Below are 18,216 nucleotides of genomic sequence, written 5' to 3' on the forward strand. Positions count from 1 at the left end.
CCACAACGGTATGCTAAGAACAAAAATGCCGTTCACTCTTAAGTGAACGGCATTACTCCTTTAGGGGCATTTTTTATATCTTAAGTTTGTTTATGAGCTTGATTATCGCTTCGTACTGATAGTTTAGAAAGGTTGGTCTATGTGCGTTTTTTAGTCATATTTAAGTGTAAATATGACTAATTCAACTTGGTTGATAGTCGTCGAATTGTCGACTATTAGTGTCGATATGAGACAAAAAAGCCGTAAGCTATCGATACTTACGGCTACCTAGTTCAGCGATGAAACGAAGAAGGGTTTATTTAAAATTCAGCAGTAAATTACAGCAAGAACATCCTAATCAAATTGTATTTTATTATAAGTAAGTAAATGTAAGTAAAGAATGTAAATGATAACTATTACTATTAACATTGTAATTAGTGTCGTGTACCATTCGTGCACTTTTACTTAAATCTATAAAATATAAGTCGCATTATGAAACTTAAAGCACTATCAGTAGCCGTTACGGTTGCCTTAACCTCATTTACAGCATTTGCTGCCGACGAACCAGAAACCGTAGTCGTTATCGGTTCTGCCCTTGACCAATTGATTCAGACTGAAATCAACTCTGACACACTGGAAAAGAAGCAAGCATCAGACATCAAAGATGTTTTGAATACTATGCCTAGCGTTACGGTTGACGGGAACGCACGTTACTCTCGCAAAGTATTTGTACGTGGTATGGAAGACAAATTTGCCGTAGTGACTATTGATGGTGCGCGACAAGAAGGTCAGCTTTTCCACCACTCTGGTGACCAAGCGATTGATCCTGCAATGCTAAAAAGAGCTGAAATTGAATTAGGTGGTAACTCTGCACTGTCAGGTTCTGGTGCTATCAATGGTTCATTTAGCTACGAAACGAAAGACCCAAGCGATCTTCTTAAGCCGGGTGAAAGCGTTGGTGCTCGAGTAAAAACAAGCTATCAAACAGCTTATGAGCGTTTTGCAACCAACGTTGCTGTGTATGCAAAAGTGAACGACAAGCTAGAGTTCATGGGTATTGCGAACTATTCAGAAGATGGCGATCTGCACATTCCTGATCAAGAAGCGGTAACCTCTAAGCAGGGTGAGCTTAAGTCGGGTTTGGCTAAAGTTGTTTTCATTCCTAATGATGCCAATGAATTTAAACTGACTTTCAACCGATACAGTGATGGTGGTACGCGTCAGCTTTCTGGCGAAAAGGCGGGTGCTCTGTATGCTGACGATAAACACGACTATCATTCGCTTAATCGCGATACAGTGACGCTACAGCACGAATACGATGCAGGTAGTGATCTAGTTCATCTGAAAAGTAATGTTTACTACAACCGTCAATACATGGATCGTGATGCTCTTGAAGGTACCGCTTGGGGCAAAACACCGGCAGGTAAATGGTTCAAAGATGGCAAAATGTCTTACCCTAAGCGTGAATACAATGTAACAACCATTGGTGGTGACATTCGTAACGTTTCTTGGGTTGGTGAGCATGAGCTTACTTATGGTCTTGAGGGCTACAAAGCCAAGCAATGGATTGATGCTGGTCAAGGCGTATATCTAAGCGGTACTAAGCAAGGTCAAACCGAGAACTACAGCATGGATGGTGGTACGGTGACGGCTTACGGTCTGTATCTACAAGATATGTACGAATTCAGCGATTTCCGTCTGACAACAGGTCTTCGTTACGACGTTCATAAACTGGGTGGCGTGTATAAGGGCGAGTTTGATCAGCTATCTCCAAAGTTCAAAGGTGAATACCAAACAACGGAAAACCTAAAACTTCGTGTGGGTTACGGTCGTCTGTTTAAAGGTGCGTCACTACCAGAAACGCTGACGATGAAAGCACCAAGCAAAGTTAAGCAGTCTGATACTAAGGCGATGACGGGTAATAACTACGAAGCTGGTTTTGATTACGAGCTAACACGTTTGCTTGCGGCTGATTACGCGATTCTAGGTTTCACGGCTTATACTTATGACCTTGATAACCAAATGCACCCAACTAAGAACAACGCAACATTATCGAATAAGTATGATGTTGAAGTTTGGGGTGTAGAGACTGTATTGAGCTATCAGTTAGACGCGTTAAGTGTTTACGCTAACCACTCTTACTCTGATGGCGAGCAAAAGAGCCTGAAAAATGGCAAGACAAGCCACATGAATAAAACCGGTATTCATAACTTTAAGGCCGGTTTTAACTACAGCCTAAACAATGAATTTGTGTTTGGTTGGGATTCACGCTTTGTTCCGGGGAACGATTACGAGAACGAAAAAGGCAAAGAGATCAAACGCTCAGGCTTCGCAACGCACAACATTTGGGCGGCTTACACACCGACGTTTGCTAAAGACCTAGAGATGAACCTTGGTATCGATAACCTGCTTGATAAGAAGTACGCTGAGCATACTGGTTTTGGTATCTCTTGGGGTTCAGAAAAGTACACCAGCTATGAAGCGGGTCGTAACTTTAAAGCTTCTATCGCTTATAGCTTCTAATCTGCTCTTAGCTGAAAGTTACTCTAGAAATAGAGACTTATCAGTATAAGTGCAATGTTTCGTCTTAAAATGAAACAACAAAAAAGCCTTAGTTCAGACTAAGGCTTTTCTGCTTTCTAATGATTGAGTTTCTAATTTGTTGATTTATAAGCGATCTATTTCTAACGGTTAGCTTTTAATGACTAAATTTGTAACGTCGGATTAAGACACAGCTTCGTAGCGAATATCTTGCAGATTAAAACCTAAATCGATGTCTGTTTTGAGTGCAGAAACGAGCTTACATACGCGAGCCGACTCGATATGCTCATCGAATTTCTTACGATACTTTTTCGGTAAGTCTTCAGCTAGGAATGCTGTTTCGATATCAGGGTATGTCGTTAATATCTCTTTGGCTGCTTTTGGCCCTATACCAGGAATTCCGGGGACTTGGCTTGAGCTGACGCCCGTTAATCCCCAGTAATCTGCCAGTTGATCTGGCTTTACACCAAATTCCGCTTCGATAAAGGGCTTATCTAACCAACGGTGCTGGAAATAATCACGGATCTGAAGCGTTGGTGACAACAGTTGGCAGTAGCCCTTATCCGTGGAAATGATAGTGACGGTTTCTCCGTGGTCAGCGACTTTCTTTGCCAATGTTGCGACGAGATCATCCGCTTCATCGCCATCAGACAGCAGTGAATCAATCCCTAATTCCCACCAAGCTTGTTGAATCGCATCGAGACCTTTCATTAATGGTTCTGGCATCGGCTTACGGTTTTGCTTATAAGCGGGAAGGACTTCCGCGCGCCAACCTCGATCTTGTAAATGATGATCAAATACTGCAATGATATGAGTGGGCTTTGATTCGTTTAGGATGCGATTAAGAGTACGAGCAGTCGTGGTGATGGTTCTTGCAATATCGGTTGGGTCCGGCTGAACAGAGTGCACGCGTCGGATGAGGTTCAAGGCATCGATAATAACAAGATGGATAGACATAAGTTTCCACTAAATAGGCAATAAATAAGGGGCTGCTAGCCCCTTATAGTAACGTATCACTTGGTGAGTTGAAACTTTGGTGACGTAAACGTCATGACTTGTTTAACTTTATGCTTGTGGCTTGTTATCAGTTACTTGCCGTTATTCGCTGCTAGGCATAATTTTATAGCAAGGTACATAGTCAGTGCCGCCCGGCAGTTTCATTCGATGCTGTTCAACAAAGTCATTTAGCAGCTGGTCCATTTTTGTCATCAGCTCTTTGTCGCCATCAATCAGGAAGGGGCCATGTTTCTCTATCTCCAAAATACCTTCAGCTTTGACGTTACCTGCTACAATTCCTGAGAAGGCTTTACGTAGATTAGCCGCAAGGCTTTCTGTTTTCTGATCCATATGCAGATCAAGCGCCGCCATAGATTCATGCGTAGGGTCGAATGGCAGTTGGAACTCAGGTTCAATATGCAGTGACCAGTTGTAGCTGTAGGCATCGCCAGTCTCTTTACGGTGAGAGCGTACATCTGGCATTGCCTGCTTCATGATTTTCGCAGCGCGTGCTGGGTCATCAATTACGATCTCATAGTGTTTTTGCGCATCAGGCCCTAAGGTTTCGCCGATGAACTTGTCGATAGAACGGAAGTAAGCTTCACTCTCTTTTGAGCCTGTTAAAACAATCGGCATTGGTTGGTCGACGTTATTTGGGTGCATCATGATCCCTAAGATATACAGCAGCTCCTCAGCCGTACCTGGACCACCGGGGAAAATAATGATGCCATGCGCCATACGAACGAATGCCTCAAGACGCTTCTCGATATCTGGCATGATCACCAGTTCGTTCACTATTGGGTTTGGTGGCTCAGCCGCAATGATTGATGGTTCAGTTAGCCCTAAGTAACGGTGGTCTGTATAGCGCTGTTTCGCGTGACCAATGGCAGCCCCTTTCATTGGGCCTTCCATCGCTCCCGGTCCACAACCGGTACAGATATTCAGTTCACGTAGGCCGAGTTCATTACCTACTTCACGAGTGTATTGATACTCACTGGCATTAATTGAGTGACCACCCCAACATACAATCAGGTTAGGCTCGATGCCCGGTGTTAGCGCACCTGCATTTCTCAAGATACCAAACACAAGGTTAGTAATGTGAGTGGCATTAGTCAGGTTGAGCCTTTGGTTATCGGCTAAGTGCATGTTGACGTAAACAATGTCACGCAACACTGAGAATAGGTGTTCTTGGATACCCTTGATGATTTCACCATCGACAAAGGCATGTTCTGGAGGGTTGCTCAGTTCGAGTTTGATCCCGCGCTCACGACGGACCACCTCAACATCAAACGATTGATATTTATCGAGCAGCTCTTTGGAGTTGTCGGTGTGGCTACCCGAGTTGAGTACCGCTAACGTACAGTTACGATAAAGCTGGTACAGATCACTAGATGCGGTTTTCTTAAGACGCTCAACTTCAAGTTGAGAGAGTAAATCCATGCTACCGGCAGGGCTGATATGAGTGATCATAGTGCCTCCTTGTTGAAAAGAACTAGGGGAGGTTGGAAGTGGCCCTTTAGTTCGAGATGAGAAGCTAACGTTGAAAGTGTTTGGTTAAAGGCGAGAGAATTAACCAGACGAAACGATTACTACAGCGTTGCTCTTTTAAATACAGCATTGCTTGCCAAGAATGCTTGTTAAGCGAATGTTAATCATTAGCTTAGCAAACATTGAGGGATATGGTATGTGATAAGTATTTGAAAAAATGAAATAAATTAAATCTAGGGCTGTCTTAGTCCCAAACAAGTTGGTTGTTACCGCGCTGTTTGGCTTTGTTTAGTGTTTTATTGAGTCGCTCTAATACTTCTTCAGGTGTGTCTGACTCTTTAAACGGAGTACTTGCCGCGCACAAGGTAATTGTGATTTGTTGGTCACGGAATTTGAAAGGTAAGCGGCTGACTTGATTCTGGATGCTTTGAGTCACTTGATGGCAATATTCATCGCTTTGCTCGGGAAGTAGTAAGATGAACTCTTCACCAGAAAAGCGAGCGACAGTATCGGTAGTACCAATTTCTTTGGTGATCGCTCTTGCGATGATCTTGAGTGCTTTGTCACCAGCGGTATAGCCAAAGCTATCGTTAATTGCTTTGAAGTTATCGATATCTAGCAGCACGACTCTTAGTGAGTGTTGTGCGCGAATCCAGCGACGATATTCTAACTCTAAACGATCGGTGAAGGCGGTACGGTTGTAGATCTTAGTCAGAGGGTCAAGCAGCATACGCTGAGCCTGATCTTCTAGACGCTTGCGGTAATCTTGGGTGACTTCATAGAGCGAATCTAATTGGTTTTTTCCGTAGCTCATTCTTTCTATTAGAGCTTGTTCTTTCTGTTCTGCATGATTCAGTCTTTCTGAAAGAGAGGCAATTTCACTGAGCAGCGGGTTTATCGAAAGTTTTAAGTTATCAATATCCGTTGCTTTATCAACAGAGCTTTGGCTCTTAGTAACAAGTTCATTCAACTCAGAATTAAGACCTTGGCGATGTTCAAAATAGCTTTGGCTCTGGTCGGCGTTTTGATCTGCTGTTTTGATACTAGAAGCGAGCGAGGAATTGAGTTGTTCGATAAATTGTTCAGACTGCTTACGCTCTAGGCTCGTGCCATCAATCACCAGTTTGAGGATTTGAAGTGCTAGCTCAAGTAGGTTTTGTGTTGAAACACCAAGTAGTAGCTTCGCTCTAATATCGGTCAGTAGATCCCCCGATTCACCCTCGAAGTCGAGTTCAGTGATCAGGTGTTGTAATTCGTTTGATAGTTCGGAAAGGAGTTCTTGTTCAGTTGATTGATCTACGTCGGCAAAATGAGTGCGTGAGTTGTTTGCCATAATCTTAATGGCACGCTCATAAATACTGAGAAGCTTCATCGCATGGTCGACTTTTTGACTGCCATGACACTCGGAGAAGCTAAGTAAGTTTCTTAGATCGCGCTTTAGCTGTGCCGGAAGGCCAGTTATACGCTGCAGCGTTTCCCCACTGTGCTTAATACTATCATCCAGATATCCGTTCTGTTTATCCATAGCCAACGTTTTTTGCTTGAGCATCCTTTCTAATACTGCCAACTTGGGGATCATTGAGCTAATGTCTTTTTGCTTTTCGATCTCTTCCCTAAGGGCAATGAGATTTTCATCTAAATGAGTGTTGCTGCCAACACATGCATCACTTAAAGACGTAACGATACGCTTGAGAACTTTTTGTTCTCGAATAAATTTGAACGAGGTATCTCTTTGCGTCAAGCGGACTTGATCCAACTGATATTTCAGCTGGTGGAGTTGCGCCTGAATGTCTTTTTCAAGAATGCCCATAGATGTATTAATTAGCGCCGCGTAGATCGTACTCGATCGTATAGATGAAATTCCGTGACCTTGATAATAACAAAACTAAAAATAAGGTCACGACCTACGACGTTTAACCGCTCGCAAATCAGTCATCTTTTAGCATTTTTTTGATATTGTCCTCATTCTGGTGTGAGGATTGTATCTTTATTAACCCTTGATTAATCGCATGTTTACAAGCATCTCTTATGTTACCCGTTGCAAGGCTCGCTGCGGGGGCATTGTCGATGGCTTTAAGGTAAACCCATTGGCTACTGCGTTCTTTGAGGCTGATTTCACGTGCCAGGTTGGTCGACATTAATAGTACATCGAGGAGTTCTTGGTCGTTAATCGCGGTATAAGCGCGTGGCAAGAACGGGTAGTCAGCGATGCCCATGCGGACGGTTCGATTAATGTTTCGCTCTGGTTCGAAGTGATTAATCCAAGATTGAATCTTTCTGAACATAGCCTCAGGCGATGAATCGCGGTCAGCATTTGGTTCGATATAAAGCAAGTTCGCATCCGAGAAGTGGTAGACGCGCGCAGGACCTTCGAGCTTAGATTTAAGGAACTCGCCGAAAGCATCTTCGAGTTCTAAACCTGCTTTATAACCGTTCTGAGTGTACATATTGCGTAGGAACGGCAAATCAATCATCACAAAGCGTAAACGGTCGTTGAGTGGTTCATGAATCAGCTCACCAAGTTGCCATTGTTCGAAGTTTTGGCTGGTTTGTTCTAGTGAATTTGATAGCTTTGCGTTCAGCATTCTTAGATTTGGAAGCTTTGAGCGTGAGTGTGTGAATAGGTCGGTACGCAGTGAATCCATTTCCGTGACTAAGGTTTGAATGATGTAGCCTCGGCGTAGCACAAAGAAGAACAAGACAATGCTGAACAAAAATAAGGCGAACGATATTTTCTGGAACTTATGGTGCTCAAGTTTGTATTTCTCTAATTCTTGTTCTTGACCTGCATAGTGGAGCGTTTGCTCGGCAAACTCTTTTTGTTGGCGGAATGCGTCTTCACCAACACGGTTGAGTTTTTGTTGTTCCAAAGAGACAAGGATATTGTATTGTTTGAGATTTGCTAGCGCTTGTTGTGGACGCCCTGCTTGCTCATAACCTAAAGAGAGCAAGTGGTAGGAGTGTTGCGACAGGCGCATGTTTTCTACCTGACGCGAAATCTTGAGCGCACGTGTCGCATGCTTAATTACATCTTCGCTTTCTTGTAGGTGGTATGCCAAACCTGCGGATAAGAGTGCAGCGCGGCCTTCCAATTTAGGAATGTCGGAATACTCCAGCAGTTCAAGAGCTCGTGCTAGGTATTGCTCGGCTAGAGGGTAGTTATAAAGTCGTAAGTAAGTCGCAGATAAACTTAGACGAATGTCAATGACTTGGTAGATGTCTCGGTCTGTACTCTCATGATCAAGGACATTGAAAAAGTGCACGAGGGCAAGGTTATATTTGCCTTGATTGAAGTACACATCACCCATCTTTTTTAGTACTTGCGCTAATATGGGAGAGCTTTCAAAATTATCATAAAAGTCAGCAGCTTGAGACAGGTGCTCTAGAGCTTTATCTAATACTTGACGTTCAAAGAAAAGCTGTGCAAGTAGGCGGTTTACTTTAGCCAAGCGCGAACTCAGGTTACCTTCTACTGATTTCCAGTAGCCGTACAATAACTCAGATAGTGCATGGTTGTACTCTTTATGGGTAAGATAAAACTCGCCGACGGTGATGTGATAATCAATGACGACTTTTTCCGAGTGACGCTGTTCTAGGTAAGTTTTTGCTTCTTGATAGAGTTTTTCTGCTTCCCCTACGTTGTTGTTATAAGAGGAAATGTCGGCTTTCAACATGATTAAGCGATAGGTAATCCCTTCCGTCAGGCGTAAGGTCTTATTAACCGACTCTAAGCTTGTTTCTATTTTTTTTAGCTCTGATTCTGCTTGGGCAGATTTTCTGTCCGTAAGCCAAAGTAACCTAACTTTAAGTATTTCCAGATCTAACTTTAGATACTCAAGCTTATAGGTTTTTGCTAGCTCAGAGGCTTTGTCGATGTGCTGAATCGCAATACGAATGTTGCCTAGATTAAACTCTGCTTTCGCTAAGATCTTATACGCATCGATACTGCTGTTCGGGGTTCTAATCGAAGAGTCGGCCTCTTCACGAGAAATAGCTGACGGGCTCTTCTCGCGTTGATCTGAAAGGATACGTAGCGTTAGGTAGCTGTTGGCCATTCGTTTTGCTTGGCTCGGTTCTATCTCAACCAAGTTATTGGCTTCATTGAGGAGCGCCGACGAATAGACCGACGCATTAACCGATGTGCTTAAGCTTAAAATGAATAGACTAACAACGTATAACCAACGCATTTCAATGTCCCTTTAAAGATTTTGTAGGTTCAAATAAGTTTGGGCGGTTCACGCCGATTATTGGCGAGCCATACGCTTATTGTGGCTTGGTCTATCTTGCTCAGTTGAACGGTATGGATTGATATCCAGACCGCCACGACGCGTGTAACGTGCAAATACGGTTAGCTTCGATGGTGCACAGTATTTCATGATGTCAGTGAAGATACGCTCAACACATTGTTCGTGGAATTCGTTATGCTCGCGGAAAGAAACTAAATAGCGTAGCAGAGCTTCACGGTCAATTTGCTTTCCGGAATATGCGATCTCTACGCTGCCCCAATCCGGTTGATTGGTAATTAAGCAGTTTGACTTCAATAAGTGACTATGTAGAGTTTCTTCTACTTCTTGCTCGCCAGCAGCCCCTTCAAGCAGTGACGCTTCAAAATCATAGCTCGTGATTTGGATGTCTTGATTGTCGATACAGTCACCTTCCATCGTCACGATAGGTTGGTTGGTGTAATCGGTTACTGAATTTACATTCACAATCACAGATTCGCCTGCACATGCTGACAAATCTTGAGTTAGACGCTCAGTGACTTGATCCCAGTTTTCAAACTGAGTTTGGTTGTAGCTGTTTAGGTACAGCTTGAAAGATTTTGACTCAATCAAATTTTGGCTAGTTGCCGGAATGAACACTTCACCAACAGCCACTTGTGGTAAGCCATTGGTGTTTAGCCACGAAAGCTCGTACATCGTCCAAATATCATGACCAACAAAAGGTAACTCTCCGTTTAGCGCAAGATCATTACGATTAAGGCTACGAGGTACTGGTTGCAATAAACTTGCATCGTATTGGTTAGAGTACTCAGTTTTTTGGCCTAGGGTTAAACCCGCTAGCTCTTTTGCGTCAGAATATTTGCTCATACTTTCGTTTCAAATTCGATTAGAATGGGGTCGATTTTACTGAATCCCCATTATCCTGTCATTAAGTCATCGCTTAATCGGCACGGAAAGGGCTCGGATTCTATTTATTATTTTGTGTTTAGGAGATTTTCATGACTCAACGCGCTCAAGACGCACTACTTTCTTTCAGTCAGCGATACGTTGACGCGTGGCAGCAGCAACACCAAAGCTTACCTCGTAATGAGGAGTTGGTGGACATTGTATCGCCATGCGTAGAAGAAAAGAGTGGTGATGCCGTGTTGTGGAAACACTATCCACGTGAGCAATTCGCAGATTTCACCAATGTTGAAACGGGTATTGAGTTGACTCTGCATGAAGACGTTAAGACTTTCTACGGCGCACAATTTAGTGCGGATATGAACGCGACTTTTGATGGTAACGAACTGACTTTGTTACAGATTTGGAGTGATGACGATTTCGAATGCCTACAAGAAAACATCTTAGGTCACCTAGTGACTCAGCGTCGTTTGAAGCTAAAACCAACGGTTTTCATTGCCGCGACTGATGCTGAACTGGATGTTATCTCTATCTGTAACCTAACGGGTAACGTAATCCTAGAGCGCTTAGGCACCAAAAATCGTGATGTACTAGCCGAGACATTGGCAGAATTTTTAGAAAAGCTACAACCAGCGGTATAAATAGATGTACGTACTAGAACTTCAATTTGAGTGTTTTGATAACACAACGGTAAGCGCTGTCGATAAGGCGGTTAATGGCTTAATGGATGCTCTTCGTTATAACGGACAAGTGTTAGGTCGTGAGTTTCCAATCGTGATGGGTGACGGTGAATTCTATGTTCGCGTTGTGTGTCCGGAGCAAGATAGCTTACACCCACGTAATCATTCAGACTTCGTCAAAGTCTGTTTCGAGCGCTTATCTGCGGCGAGTTTATTAGCGCCTAAGATGCGTCTGCTTGGCCGAGATCTTAACTCCGAAGAAGTAGCCGAAGATGAAGCGCCGAGCTGGCAAGTGTTGTACACGACGTTCGTGCATACCTGTTCACCGCTGCGCAGTGGCGACAGCTTGTTGCCTATTCCACTATATCGTAACCCGCCGACATTTAATGGCGATCATAAAGCCGTACTGAAATGGCAGACCGAATGGCAAGCCTGTGATGAAGTGCAAATGGGGGGTGGTTGCCGTGCTGAACATGCAACGCTAACCGAGATCAGTGATACTAAGAGTGTGTTGTTTAAACGCGGTTGGGGTCTAAGAGGGCGCATTGAATTTCTGACTAAGATTCCAACTTACTACTACTTATATCGTGTCGGTGGGATCAGCCTGAAAGATGAAAAAGAGCGCAAATGCCCACAATGTGGTGGTGAATGGCTGTTAGATGCGCCAATCCACGATATTTTCTATTTCAAGTGTGATGATTGCCGTCTGGTATCCAACATTTCTTGGGATCACCTCAAGTAATCGACTTCGTTTGATTCACCCTGAGAAGCTTTACTTTCTAGCAAACTTTCATCATTAAAAAAGGGGCTGACATTGAGTCAGCCCCTTTCGGTATCTATAAGTGTCTATTTAAGCTGATTACCAACCTTTAACTACGCCACCTTGGAAGATGTCAGAAGCTGCGTTGTACACTTCTTCAGTTTGATATGCTTTAACGAAGTTTTGTACGTTTTCTGCATTTAGGTTGTCTTCACGAGAAACGATTAGGTTCACGTATGGAGAATCTTTGTCTTCAACGAATACGCCGTCTTTTTGTGGAGTCAGGTTGATAGAGCTCGCGTAAGTAGTGTTGATGATAGATAAAGTTACATCATCAAGAGAACGTGGCAGTTGAGCTGCGTCTAGTTCAACAATCGTTAGGTTCTTAGGGTTACTAACGATGTCACGAACGGTAGCTAGAAGACCTGCACCTTCACGAAGTTCAAGTAAACCTTGCTGCTCAAGAAGCAGTAGAGAACGACCTAGGTTTGTTGGATCGTTTGGTACAGCGATACGAGCACCATCTTGGATTTCGTCTACCGATTTAACTTCTTTAGAGTAACCTGCAATAGGGTAAACAAAAGTGTTACCTGCAACCGTTAGCTTGTAACCACGGTCAGCAACTTGCTGATCTAGGTACGGCGTGTGTTGGAATGCATTGATGTCGATAGAACCATCATCTAGCGCTGCGTTAGGTGTTACATAATCCGTAAAAGTGACCAGTTCAACATCCAGGCCGTATTGCTCTTTCGCGACTTTAGCTGCTACTTCAGCAACTTGTGCTTCTGCACCTGCCATTACGCCAACTTTGATCTTAGAAGTATCGACTTCTTTATCACCACAACCTGCTAGTACTAGCGCTGAAGCTGCTGCTGCAATAGTAAGTAAACCTTTAAGGTTAAATTTCATAATAATCTCCTTTTAATAAATCTATTTAATTTGGTTCATACGACTTTGATTTTGGTCTGTAAGTCGTTATCTGTGGTCAACGCGGCGAACTAATGAATCACCGATTGATTGAATAATTTGTACTAGCACAATCAACATGACGACTGTCACTGCCATAATGGTCACATCGTAGCGGTGAAATCCGTAACGAATCGCGACATCACCTAGGCCACCACCACCCACAGTTCCGGCCATTGCCGAGTAACTCACAAGAGTCACTAGCGTAATCGTCACTGAGTTGATGATAGTAGGCAGTGCTTCAGGAAGCAGAACCTTATTGATGATTTGTGTTGGTGTTGCGCCCATTGACTGAGCTGCTTCCACTAGACCTGTTGGTACTTCAAGTAGTGCACTCTCGATAAGTCGAGCTACGAATGGGATAGCACCAATCGTCAGCGGAACAATCGCTGCGGTTGTACCGATGAAGGTACCAATCAGCATCTTGGTGAGAGGGATGATCGCTACCATCAGTACTAAGAAAGGCACAGAACGGCCCACGTTCACAACCGCACCAAGAATTTTGTTTAGCTTGGTGTTCTCTAACAGGCCACCTTTTTTAGTCGTGTGTAGAATCATGCCTAATGGGATACCGACAGCGAAACCAACGATGCCAGCAACAGCAACCATGTAAAGTGTCTCGCCTGTTGCTTCCAATAGAAGGTTGCCGTTAAGGCTGAACCAGTCAGCAATCTCTTTGAAACTAAAGGACATAACCAAGCACCTCTACTTTTACATTGTTGTCGCGTAGGAATTGGATAGCAGCATTATCATCGGCTTCGTTACCGAACAGCTCAGCGACCATCATGCCGAACTTCACGCCGCCGGCGTAATCGAGGTCAGAGCTTAAGATGCTGACATCGATATTGAATTTACGAGCAATTTGCGTCATCAGCGGAGCATCAACCGTTGCACCAGTAAACTCAAGACGTACTAATGGGTAGCTACTGTTAACACGAGTCTCTTGCAAACGCGCTTGATAATCTTCAGGGATAGATAGGTCTAGCGTTGAGCGAATAAACTGATGTGCTAGCTCTGTCTTAGGGTGTGCGAATATGTCGCCAACTGTGCCTTTCTCTACTAGCTCGCCACCACCAATGATCGCGACTTCGTGACAAATGCTCTTAACTACGTCCATCTCGTGCGTAATAAGTAGGATCGTGATGTGTAGCTTGCGGTTGATTTCACGTAGCAGCTCAAGAATAGATTGAGTCGTTGCTGGATCCAGAGCACTGGTCGCTTCATCACACAGTAGTACTTTCGGGTCTGAAGCTAGCGCACGAGCAATCGCGACACGCTGCTTTTGACCACCACTTAAGTTCGCAGGGTAGGTATCACGCTTATCCGATAGGCCTACAAGCTCAAGTAGTTCACTCACTTTCGCTTCAATCGCAGCTTTATCTTTACCAGCAAGCTCTAAAGGTAGTGCTACATTGTTAAATACAGTACGAGAAGACAGCAGATTGAAGTGTTGGAATATCATGCCGATGTTACGGCGTGCTTCGCTAAGTTCTGATTTGCTGAGTTTTGTCAGGTCGATACCGTCAACAATCACTTCACCTGACGTTGGAGCTTCCAACATGTTTACACAACGGATAAGGGTACTTTTGCCTGCACCTGAAGAGCCGATGACTCCAAAGATTTGACCTTGAGGAATGTGGAGGTTGATATCAATTAAGGCATTGATTTCTTTAGTGCCTTGATAAAAAACCTTATTGACTTGATTCACTTTAATCATAGAGAAACCCGTGCAGGTAGAACAGAATAATATATTGATGACTCACTCGATTTACAGATGATGCTATGGTGTTCTATGATCTAAGTCAATAGATATTTTTACGTCTAGACGGCTAAACGCGAGTTGCGAAGTTAAACTAGAAACAAATCGTTAACGAACGCAAAACTAAATAGATAGTGATGAAGCAAATAAAGCGTGTAATAATTAATGATTAATAGAGAGTTGATAGAGAACTGAATTTTGTCTAAACCTGCTGTTTTTTTAGATCGTGATGGTGTGATTAACGTTGATCACGGCTACGTACATGATGAACATGACTTTGAATACATCGATGGTGTGTTTGAAGCGGCGAAAGCGTTTAAAGATATGGGTTATTTATTGGTGTTAGTGACCAACCAATCTGGTATTGCTCGCGGCATGTTTAGTGAAGACCGTTTTCTTTCTCTAACGCAGTGGATGGATTGGAACTTTGTTGATAACGGCGTTGAGCTAGATGGTATTTATTACTGCCCGCACCACGCTGAGCACGGTGTTGGTGACTACAAACAAGATTGTGAATGTCGTAAACCAAAGCCAGGCATGTTCATTTCTGCGCGTGACTTTCTGAAGATTGATATGGCTAACTCGGTCATGATCGGCGATAAAGCTGAAGACATGATGGCTGCAGAAGCGGCGGGTGTTGGCACTAAAGTACTGGTAAGAACCGGTAAGCCAATCACTGAAAAAGGTGAAGCGCTTGCAAGTGTCGTGCTTGACAGTATTAAAGATGTACCAGCATTCTTAAAAGGTTAAGACACTAAGTCTCTTTCACTTAGATATAAGTGTTATTCACTATATAAAGATGAGGAACGCAGTATGAAAGCATTGTTGATAGCATCTCTATGTACTGTAGCGTTATACGGATGCTCTAAATCAGCAGCTCCTGAGACTGAGAGCGCAGTATCGGACGATCAATTCGTGATTTATCAATGTGAGTCTGACGCTTCATTTAAGGTCGCTTACCTTGGTGATGAAAAAGCGGTATTACGTTTACCCGAGAATGAATATCGCCTCACTCAAATAGCGGCAGGCTCAGGAACGAAGTACATCTTAGATGATGGAACCTCTGAACTGATTAACAGCGTAACTTTACGAACTAAAGGTGACAATGCACGTCTAGAACTTGGTCGTGTTATCTATAAAAACTGCCGAAAGTAGGTCATAGTTATCTACTAGGATTTACAAACAGTTAAGTGAGGGAGTTCTCCCTCACTTTTTCTTTCTCTTCCCTTTAACGTCAGACTTTTTATGAGCAAAAAACTCACTATTCTCGATATTGCTAAGCTGTCCGGTGTTGGTAAGTCTACCGTATCTCGTGTTCTGACCAATGATCCCAAAGTAAAACCTGAAACCCGTGAAAGGGTGGAAAGAGTCATTCAAGAATCTGGGTACACGCCTTCGAAGTCTGCGCAGTCGATGCGTGGTGGCAGTCAAAAAGTCATCGGTGTCATCATCTCTCGTCTGGATTCCCCCTCTGAAAACAAAGCGGTAAGTACGATGCTGGCCGAATTGTATCGAGCGGATTACGATGTCGTGATCATGGAAAGTCAGCTTGATAGAGAAAAAGCCAATGAGCATCTGCAGGTTCTCAAGCGTCGCAATGTAGATGGCATCATTGTGTTTGGCTTTACTGACTGTGATATTCCTGCCATTGAAGCTTGGGAACACAAAGCGGTGGTGATTGCTCTGGATACCGAGAACGTGACGTCGATTAACTATGATAACCAACAGGTGATCAATAGTGCGTTAACGCATCTAGCAGAGCAGGAAATCTCTGAGGTTGGTTTCATTGGCGTTGATCCTAGCGACAAATCAACCGGTGAACTGCGTCTTAAGGCCTATCTAGATTGGTGTGAAAGCGCTGGAGTGATTGCCAACTATCGTACTGGTCAACTTCATCATGAAAGTGCTTATCAGCTGGTGGATGAGGTACTGACTCCTACAACTCAAGCACTTGTTTGTGCCAGTGACACATTGGCTCTTGGTGTAATCAAACGTCTGCAAGAACTACAACGTGAAGATGTGGTGGTGACCGGTGTTGGTGGCAATGATCTTCTCTCTTTCTTGTTCCCGCGAGTATTTAGTATTGATCCTGGGTATCAATCTGCGGGTAAGTTGGCCGCTAATTTATTGATCTCTCAGCTTTTAGGTAATGCAGAGATCTCTCATCACACTCAATCACCTATTCTATAATCCACTCAATCAAGCGAAATTGAACCGCTTAGATTAAAATTAGAGTGTGATCTCTTTCAATTAATGGGACTGTTCCCATTTTAATTTATCATTCATGTGGGCATTATAATGACGGCAATTGGGAATGTTCCCATTGATCTAAATCCGAGTGGCTATCGCTGCATGGTTTAGGTGAGTAATTGAATGAAACCAGGGTGGGGTAGTATGAGTAAGATAGCGAAGCAAGACGTTGCGCGTCTTATCGAGTTAGTCGGTGGCAAAGAGAATATTGCGAGTGTCAGCCATTGTCTGACCCGACTGCGTTTTGTATTGAATGATACGGAACAAGCGAACAAAGCAGAATTGGAGAAGCTTAAGCTGGTAAAAGGCTGCTTTACTAACGCAGGTCAATTCCAAGTGGTTATTGGCACCGAGGTTGATGAGGTGTACGCACTTCTGATTGAGCAAACCGGTAAAGATGCATCATCAAAAGATGAGGCGAAACTGGCGGCTCGCCAGAACATGAACTTCCTTGAGCGTGGTATCTCCCATTTAGCCGAAATTTTCGTACCACTGCTACCTGCCATTATTACGGGTGGTTTGATTCTTGGTTTTCGTAATGTGATTGGCGACATTCGCATGTTCGACGGCAAAACCTTGGTTGAGATAAGCCAATTCTGGGCTACCGTTCATTCTTTCTTGTGGTTGATTGGCGAAGCGATCTTCTTCTTCCTACCGGTTGGTGTGTGTTGGGCGACGGTTAAGAAACTCGGCGGAACCCCTATTTTGGGTATCACGCTCGGTGTGACCTTGGTTTCCCCACAATTGATGAACGCTTACATGATAGGTAAATCGGTACCTGAGGTGTGGGACTTTGGTTTGTTCGTGATTGAGAAAGTCGGTTATCAAGCTCAGGTGATCCCTGCAATGTTAGCGGGGGTGGCTTTGGCCTTCATTGAGACCAACCTTAAGCGCATTGTACCTTCTTATCTGTACCTAGTTGTCGTGCCATTTGTCTCGATCATCTTGTCTGTGATTCTGGCCCACGCCTTTATTGGTCCATTCGGTCGTATGTTGGGTGATGGTGTGGCATTCGCTGCCAAAGTGGCAATGACAGGTGACTTCGCGGTTCTTGGTTCAGTGGTCTTTGGCTTCCTATATGCACCTTTGGTTATTACAGGTATTCACCACACAACCAACGCTGTGGATCTACAACTGATGCAAGACTTAGGTGGCACACCAATCTGGCCTTTGATTGCGCTATCAAACATTGCACAAGCTTCAGCGGTTGTCGGCATCATTATTTTGAGTAAGCGCGAAGGCGAACGAGACATCTCGGTACCTGCGGCAATCTCTGCGTACTTAGGTGTGACGGAACCAGCGATGTACGGCATCAACCTTAAATACAAATTCCCAATGCTGAGCGCAATGATCGGCAGTGCCGCAGCGGCTGCAATCTGTGGCAGCGCAGGTGTGATGGCGAATGGTATCGGTGTTGGTGGCTTGCCGGGTATCTTATCGATTCAACCTCAATATTGGTCGATTTACTTAGTCGCGATGCTGGTAGCGGTTGTATTGCCGATAACGCTGACATTGTTCTTCTATAAACGAGCACAGATGAAAGGCGAGCTAGAAACCGCCAACGCGTAATGCATTTACTAAGCGATGACTCAAGTGAGTCATCGCTTTTCTCTTAGTTATAGCTTTTTCTCTTAGTTATAACGGCTATTCGACCATGTAAGCATGGTGATT

15 protein-coding genes are annotated in these 18,216 nt (G+C 43.9%); 7 read left to right on the forward strand and 8 right to left on the reverse strand.

The features are described from left to right. The first annotated feature begins 471 nt into the window (after nucleotides 1-471). Nucleotides 472-2,502 carry a TonB-dependent receptor gene (locus tag AB6C75_RS03095; protein WP_017096795.1) on the forward strand — a complete coding sequence of 677 codons (2,031 nt, stop codon included), beginning with the start codon at nucleotides 472-474 and terminating at the stop codon, nucleotides 2,500-2,502. 201 nt (nucleotides 2,503-2,703) lie between these two features. Here the strand turns inward: AB6C75_RS03095 and xni are convergent, their stop codons facing one another. The 5 genes from xni to queF form a co-directional block, all read right to left on the reverse strand. Continuing rightward, nucleotides 2,704-3,477 carry a flap endonuclease Xni gene (gene xni, locus AB6C75_RS03100; RefSeq protein ID WP_372106829.1) on the reverse strand — a complete coding sequence of 258 codons (774 nt, stop codon included), beginning with the start codon at nucleotides 3,475-3,477 and terminating at the stop codon, nucleotides 2,704-2,706. Between the two features lie 141 nt (nucleotides 3,478-3,618). Further along, a complete protein-coding gene (ppnN, locus tag AB6C75_RS03105) occupies nucleotides 3,619-4,986 on the reverse strand; it encodes a nucleotide 5'-monophosphate nucleosidase PpnN (RefSeq protein WP_135383013.1) in 1,368 nt (455 codons plus the stop codon). Between the two features lie 262 nt (nucleotides 4,987-5,248). Further along, complete coding sequence (locus AB6C75_RS03110) at nucleotides 5,249-6,814, reverse strand: diguanylate cyclase domain-containing protein (RefSeq protein ID WP_372106832.1); 1,566 nt, start codon at nucleotides 6,812-6,814, stop codon at nucleotides 5,249-5,251. A gap of 118 nt (nucleotides 6,815-6,932) precedes the next feature. Beyond that, a complete protein-coding gene (locus tag AB6C75_RS03115; RefSeq protein ID WP_372106834.1) occupies nucleotides 6,933-9,191 on the reverse strand; it encodes a tetratricopeptide repeat protein in 2,259 nt (752 codons plus the stop codon). A 57-nt stretch (nucleotides 9,192-9,248) separates the two neighbouring features. Next, nucleotides 9,249-10,094 carry an NADPH-dependent 7-cyano-7-deazaguanine reductase QueF gene (gene queF, locus AB6C75_RS03120; RefSeq protein ID WP_009847454.1) on the reverse strand — a complete coding sequence of 282 codons (846 nt, stop codon included), beginning with the start codon at nucleotides 10,092-10,094 and terminating at the stop codon, nucleotides 9,249-9,251. 131 nt (nucleotides 10,095-10,225) lie between these two features. On the opposite strand from queF, the gene syd reads away from it, so the two are divergent. Both syd and AB6C75_RS03130 read left to right on the forward strand, forming a co-directional pair. After that, nucleotides 10,226-10,771 (forward strand): SecY-interacting protein, encoded by a 546-nt coding sequence (gene syd / locus AB6C75_RS03125; protein WP_012604631.1) that lies wholly within the window; start codon nucleotides 10,226-10,228, stop codon nucleotides 10,769-10,771. A gap of 4 nt (nucleotides 10,772-10,775) precedes the next feature. Then, on the forward strand, nucleotides 10,776-11,552 hold the full coding sequence (locus AB6C75_RS03130) for a Zn-ribbon-containing protein (protein ID WP_017096797.1): 777 nt from the start codon (nucleotides 10,776-10,778) through the stop codon (nucleotides 11,550-11,552). Between the two features lie 117 nt (nucleotides 11,553-11,669). Here AB6C75_RS03130 and AB6C75_RS03135 read toward each other — a convergent pair whose 3' ends face one another. The 3 genes from AB6C75_RS03135 to metN all read right to left on the reverse strand — a co-directional run bounded on the left by AB6C75_RS03135 (nucleotide 11,670) and on the right by metN (nucleotide 14,253). Further along, a complete protein-coding gene (locus tag AB6C75_RS03135; RefSeq protein ID WP_372106837.1) occupies nucleotides 11,670-12,479 on the reverse strand; it encodes a MetQ/NlpA family lipoprotein in 810 nt (269 codons plus the stop codon). A 66-nt stretch (nucleotides 12,480-12,545) separates the two neighbouring features. Next, nucleotides 12,546-13,229 (reverse strand): methionine ABC transporter permease, encoded by a 684-nt coding sequence (locus AB6C75_RS03140; RefSeq protein WP_372106839.1) that lies wholly within the window; start codon nucleotides 13,227-13,229, stop codon nucleotides 12,546-12,548. Then, nucleotides 13,219-14,253 (reverse strand): methionine ABC transporter ATP-binding protein MetN, encoded by a 1,035-nt coding sequence (metN, locus tag AB6C75_RS03145; protein WP_012604625.1) that lies wholly within the window; start codon nucleotides 14,251-14,253, stop codon nucleotides 13,219-13,221. The genes AB6C75_RS03140 and metN overlap by 11 nt, the downstream gene beginning before the upstream one ends. A gap of 240 nt (nucleotides 14,254-14,493) precedes the next feature. Here metN and gmhB point away from each other — a divergent pair, with 240 nt between their 5' ends. The 4 genes from gmhB (at nucleotide 14,494) to treB (ending at nucleotide 18,114) form a co-directional block, all read left to right on the forward strand. After that, nucleotides 14,494-15,045, forward strand: a complete 552-nt coding sequence (gmhB, locus tag AB6C75_RS03150; RefSeq protein WP_012604624.1) for a D-glycero-beta-D-manno-heptose 1,7-bisphosphate 7-phosphatase — start codon at nucleotides 14,494-14,496, stop codon at nucleotides 15,043-15,045. A 63-nt stretch (nucleotides 15,046-15,108) separates the two neighbouring features. Then, nucleotides 15,109-15,450, forward strand: a complete 342-nt coding sequence (locus tag AB6C75_RS03155; protein WP_371996805.1) for an MliC family protein — start codon at nucleotides 15,109-15,111, stop codon at nucleotides 15,448-15,450. A 90-nt stretch (nucleotides 15,451-15,540) separates the two neighbouring features. After that, the gene (gene treR / locus AB6C75_RS03160) at nucleotides 15,541-16,485 is read left to right on the forward strand and encodes a trehalose operon repressor TreR (RefSeq protein WP_372106842.1); all 945 of its coding nucleotides are present in this window, start codon (nucleotides 15,541-15,543) and stop codon (nucleotides 16,483-16,485) included. Between the two features lie 204 nt (nucleotides 16,486-16,689). Next, nucleotides 16,690-18,114, forward strand: a complete 1,425-nt coding sequence (gene treB / locus AB6C75_RS03165; protein WP_135383018.1) for a PTS trehalose transporter subunit IIBC — start codon at nucleotides 16,690-16,692, stop codon at nucleotides 18,112-18,114. Nucleotides 18,115-18,216: the final 102 nt, after the last annotated feature.

It is taken from the genome of Vibrio sp. 10N.237.312.B06, assembly GCF_041464685.1.
In the GTDB taxonomy this organism is placed as follows: Bacteria; Pseudomonadota; Gammaproteobacteria; order Enterobacterales; family Vibrionaceae; genus Vibrio; species Vibrio tasmaniensis_A.